Raw genomic sequence first — 4,081 nt, 5'->3', positions numbered from 1 at the left:
CTCCAGCGTCTCGAGGTGCTTCTCGCCGCGGCCGATCACCCAGATCGGGCTGCCCTTCCACTCGAAGCTCAGCTTCTGGCCGGGGGCGACCTTGCTGACGTCGACCTCGATGGGGGCGCCGGCGGCCTGCGCCTCGACGTTGGGCTTGAGGAAGCCGAGAAAGGGCACGGCCGTGAAGACCACGCCGGCGCCGCCGATCACGGTGGCGGCGCCGGTCAGGAAGCGGCGCCGGCTCGGATCGGGTGCCTCGTTCGTCTCGTTCGTCTCGTTCGTCATGGGGTCCCCCCCTCCCTTCAGCTCTCCGGTCTCGGATCAGTACAGGAATATTCTATAAAATGCAATAACATTGCACCAATGGCGCGGCCGCACCCGGCCGGCGCCGGCTCGCGCCCTCGGCGCTGCCGTGTCCCCGGCAGCCCACGGTCAGCCGCCGATCTCCAGGACGAGCTTGCCCACGGTGCCGCCGGCCTCGAGCGTGCGGTGCGCCTGCGCCGCCTCCTCGAGCGGGAAGCGCTGCGCGACGTGCGTGCGTAGTGTGCCATCGGCCAGCCGCCGGGCGCACGCCTCGAGCACGCTGCGCTGGTGGATGCGCAGGTCGTCGCGGTCGAGGACCATCGGCGAGAGCATCAGCTCCTGGGTCACGGCCAGGTTGTGCAGCCGGGCGTGCTTCCAGTCCACTTCCTCGGCGGGCAGGGCGAGGATGGTGACCAGGCGCCCGTAGGTGGCCAGGGCGTGGACCGAGCGGGCGCAGGTCTCGCCGCCGACGGTGTCGAGCACCAGGTCCACCCCGCGGCCGCCGGTGCACGCCCGGGCGGCCTCGGCGAAGTCGCGCTCGCGGTAGCGGATCACCTCGTCGGCGCCGAGCCCGCGCACGAAGCGCTCCTTGGCGTCGTCGCTGACGGTGGTGATCACGTGGGCCCCGGCGCTGCGGGCGAGCTGCACGGCGAGGTGGCCCACGCCGCCGGCGCCGGCGTGGACGAGGACGCGCTCGCCGGCCTCGAGCCGTCCCCGGTCGAAGAGCCCCTCCCAGGCGGTGATCGCCGCCAGCGGGGTCGCCGCGGCGCTGGCAAGGTCGACGGCCTCGGGCAGGGCGGCGACGAAGCGGGCGTCGACGACGGCCTGCTCGGCGTAGTTGCCGGGCTCGAGGCCGATCCCGCCGTTGAGGAAGAGGACGCGGTCGCCGGGCTCGAGGCCGTCGACGCCGCTGCCGGCGGCCTCGACGGTGCCGGCGCCGTCGCAGCCGAGGATCGCCGGCAGCGCGGCGCTCGGGTCGAAGAGGCCGTTGTGGCGGATCTTGGTGTCCACCGGATTGATCCCGGCCGCCGCGAGCCGGACGCGGACCTGGCCCGCGCCGGGCTCCGGCTGCGGGCACTCGGCCGGCTGGAGGACCTCGGGGCCCCCGGTGGCGGTCATCTGCACGCAGCGCATGGCTCTCCGCCTCCCTCGTTCGTTGCGGTCTCGCCGCGCCGGATTGTAGCGAATTCCCGGCCGCTCGCCGATCCTCGGCCCGCCGGGGCGCCCTTAGCGTACCGGGGAATTGTGCTAGCATCACGGCCCACTGTCGGCAGGCTGCACGGGAGACCGGGCGTGGATGGCCATTAGGGCGGAGCTGCTGGAGGCGCTCGCCGAGCGCCTGGGCGCGGTGGACGGCGAGCTGGCCCGGGGGCGCGAGGCGCCGTGGCTGGCGCAGCGCGACGCCCTCATCCGCCGCCTCCGGGGCCTGGCCGCCCGGCTCGAGCGGGCCGAGGAGCCGCTGCTCGTCGTCCTCGCCGGCGGCACCGGCGCCGGCAAGTCGACCCTGGCGAACACCCTCGCCGGGCGGGCCGTGTCGGCCACCGGCGTGCGCCGGCCGACGACCACCGCGCCCGCCGCCATCGGGCGCCCCGAGGACCTCGACCGCGTCCTGGGCGCCGGCGTGCTCGCCGACGGCGCGGGGGCGGCGGTCGAGACGGCGCCGAGCCCCGGCTTCCCCGAGGGGCTGGTGGTCGTCGACGCCCCCGACGTGGACAGCGTCGAGACCGCCAACCGCGCCGCCACGGAGCGGCTGCTCGAGGTGGCCGACGTCTGGGTGTGGCTGGTGACGCCGAGGACCTACGCCGACGAGGCGGGGATGGCCTACCTGCGCCGGGCGGCGCAGCTCGACGCCGCCACCGTGGTGGTGCTCTCCCAGGCCAGCGCCGCCGAGGCCGAGGAGATCCTCCCCGATCTGCGCGTCAAGCTCGCCGACGCCGGCCACCGCATCGGGGCGCAGGCCACGGAGCTCTACACCCTGGCGCAGGCCGATCCCCGGCACGAGCAGCTCCCGGCCGAGGCGGCCGCCGCGGTGGTCGAGCGCATCCGCGGCCTCGCCCCGCCGGAGGAGCGCGCCCGGCAGCGCCAGCGCACGGTGCTCGGCGCCGCCGGGGCCCTGCCCGGCGAGCTCGACGAGCTGCTCGAGGCCGCAGAGGCGGAGCGCCGGGCCGTCGCCGTGCTCGAGGAGCAGCTCGGGGAGGCCTACGGCGCCGTGGCCGAGCAGGTCCTCGGCGAGCTCCAGGAGGGGGTGCCGCTGCGCCAGGAGGTGCTCCAGCGCTGGCGCCAGCTGGTCGGCCAGGGGTGGCTGCAGCAGCGCCTCGAGCGCGCCGCCGGGCGCCTCCCCTCGGGGGTGCGCGGCTGGATCCCGGGGCTCGGCCGGCGCGCCGAGGCGATCCAGCAGGAGGCGGCCACGGAGGCCCAGGAGGGGATCGCCGGGCTCGTGCGCGAGGCCCTCGACCACGCCGCGGCGCGGACCGAGACCGCCTGGATCCGCCAGCCGGCCGGGCGGGCCGTGCTCTCGCTGCACACCCCGCCGCGCGCCGCCGGCGTGGTGGCGCAGCGCCAGGCGGCGGCGGCGCTGGTGGGGCAGTGGCGCGACCGGGTGGCCGAGCACGTGGCGACCATCGGCCAGGCCAAGCTCACCCGGGCGCGCCGCGCCACGACGGGGATCAACGCCACCTTCACCAGCGCCGCGCTGGTGCTCTTCACCCTCAGCGGCGGGCTGACCGCCGGCGAGGTGGCGCTGACGGCGGCCGGCTCGACCACCACCCACGCCGTGCTCTCGCGGATGCTCGGCGAGCGCAACCTCCAGCAGCTGATCCACGAGATCCGCGCCGAGCTGCGCGAGCGCGTTGACGCCGCGGCGGCGCAGGAGGGCGAGCACTACCGCCGCCTGCTCCAGGGGGCGGCGCCCGGCGCCGAGGCGCTCGCGGCCGTGCGGGCGCTGCGCGACGAGCTGGCGGCGGCGGCACCATGAGCGGCGAGCGGACGGCGAGGGAGACGGCGATGGGCGGCGGCGGCGCCGACGGGATCGGGACGGCGGGCCTGGAGGAGCTGGCCAGGCTCGGGGAAGGGCGGCTCGAGCCCGAGCTGCTGGAGCGGCTCCAGGAGCTCGGCGAGCGGGCGGCGGCGCGCCTGGCCCGCTCCCGGGAGCGGGTGGTCATCGCCCTGGCCGGCGGGACGGGCAGCGGCAAGTCGTCGCTGACCAACGCCCTGCTCGGCCAGGAGGTCTCCCGCCCGGGGGTGCGCCGGCCGACCACCGACAGCGCCGTGGCCGTCACCGTCGGCTGCGATACGGGCGCCGAGGCGCTGCTCGACTGGCTGCGGGTCTTCGAGCGCCGCGCCGTGCCGGCCGAGGGCCCCCTGGCGGCCCTCGACGGCGCCGTGCTCCTCGACCTGCCCGACGTGGACTCGGTGATCAGCGGCCACTGGAGCGCCGCCGACCGGCTCATCGAGCGCTGCGACCTGCTCGTCTGGGTCCTCGACCCGCTCAAGTACGGCCAGGCCCTGGCCCACCAGCACTACTTCTCGCGCCTGGCCCACCACGCCGAGCTCTTCCTGGCCGTGCTCAACCACGCCGACCGCCTCGCGGCCGCCGACCGGCAGGCGTGCCAGGACCACCTGCGCGAGCTCCTCGACGGGGACGGCCTGGGGCGGGCCCGGCTGCTGACGGTTTCGGCGCAGACCGGCGAGGGGGTCGAGGCGCTGCGCCGCGCCCTCGGCGAGGAGGTGCGCGCGCGGCGGGCCCCCGTGGCGAGGCTGCGCGCCGACGCCGCCGCGCTCGCCGAGG

Annotated in this window: 4 protein-coding genes; 2 read left to right on the top strand and 2 right to left on the bottom strand. The window is 76.8% G+C overall.

The genetic code is table 11. From position 1 onward, the window contains the following. Both CKO13_RS11090 and CKO13_RS11085 read right to left on the bottom strand, forming a co-directional pair. The coding region (locus CKO13_RS11090) for a ubiquinol-cytochrome c reductase iron-sulfur subunit N-terminal domain-containing protein (protein WP_200260954.1) at nucleotides 1-276 on the bottom strand (276 nt) is incomplete at its 3' end. Between the two features lie 147 nt (nucleotides 277-423). Beyond that, nucleotides 424-1,428 (bottom strand): zinc-binding dehydrogenase, encoded by a 1,005-nt coding sequence (locus tag CKO13_RS11085; RefSeq protein ID WP_200260950.1) that lies wholly within the window; start codon nucleotides 1,426-1,428, stop codon nucleotides 424-426. A 163-nt stretch (nucleotides 1,429-1,591) separates the two neighbouring features. Between CKO13_RS11085 and CKO13_RS11080 the strand changes: the two genes are divergently transcribed. Continuing rightward, complete coding sequence (locus CKO13_RS11080) at nucleotides 1,592-3,268, top strand: GTPase (RefSeq protein ID WP_200260947.1); 1,677 nt, start codon at nucleotides 1,592-1,594, stop codon at nucleotides 3,266-3,268. Next, the coding region (locus CKO13_RS11075; RefSeq protein WP_200260944.1) for a GTPase at nucleotides 3,265-4,081 on the top strand (817 nt) is incomplete at its 3' end. The genes CKO13_RS11080 and CKO13_RS11075, both read left to right, overlap by 4 nt.

Origin of the sequence: Halorhodospira neutriphila (assembly GCF_016584055.1) — a bacterium.
Classification (GTDB): domain Bacteria; phylum Pseudomonadota; class Gammaproteobacteria; order Nitrococcales; family Halorhodospiraceae; genus Halorhodospira; species Halorhodospira neutriphila.
This window is presented reverse-complemented; position numbering and strand designations above follow the sequence as displayed.

What these genes read in the sequence shown, in the direction of transcription:
- CKO13_RS11085 (WP_200260950.1), bottom strand. Translation starts at nt 1,428, where the DNA reads ATGCGCTGCGTGCAGATGACCGCCACCGGGGGCCCCGAGGTCCTCCAG.
- CKO13_RS11080 (WP_200260947.1), top strand. Translation starts at nt 1,592, where the DNA reads ATGGCCATTAGGGCGGAGCTGCTGGAGGCGCTCGCCGAGCGCCTGGGC.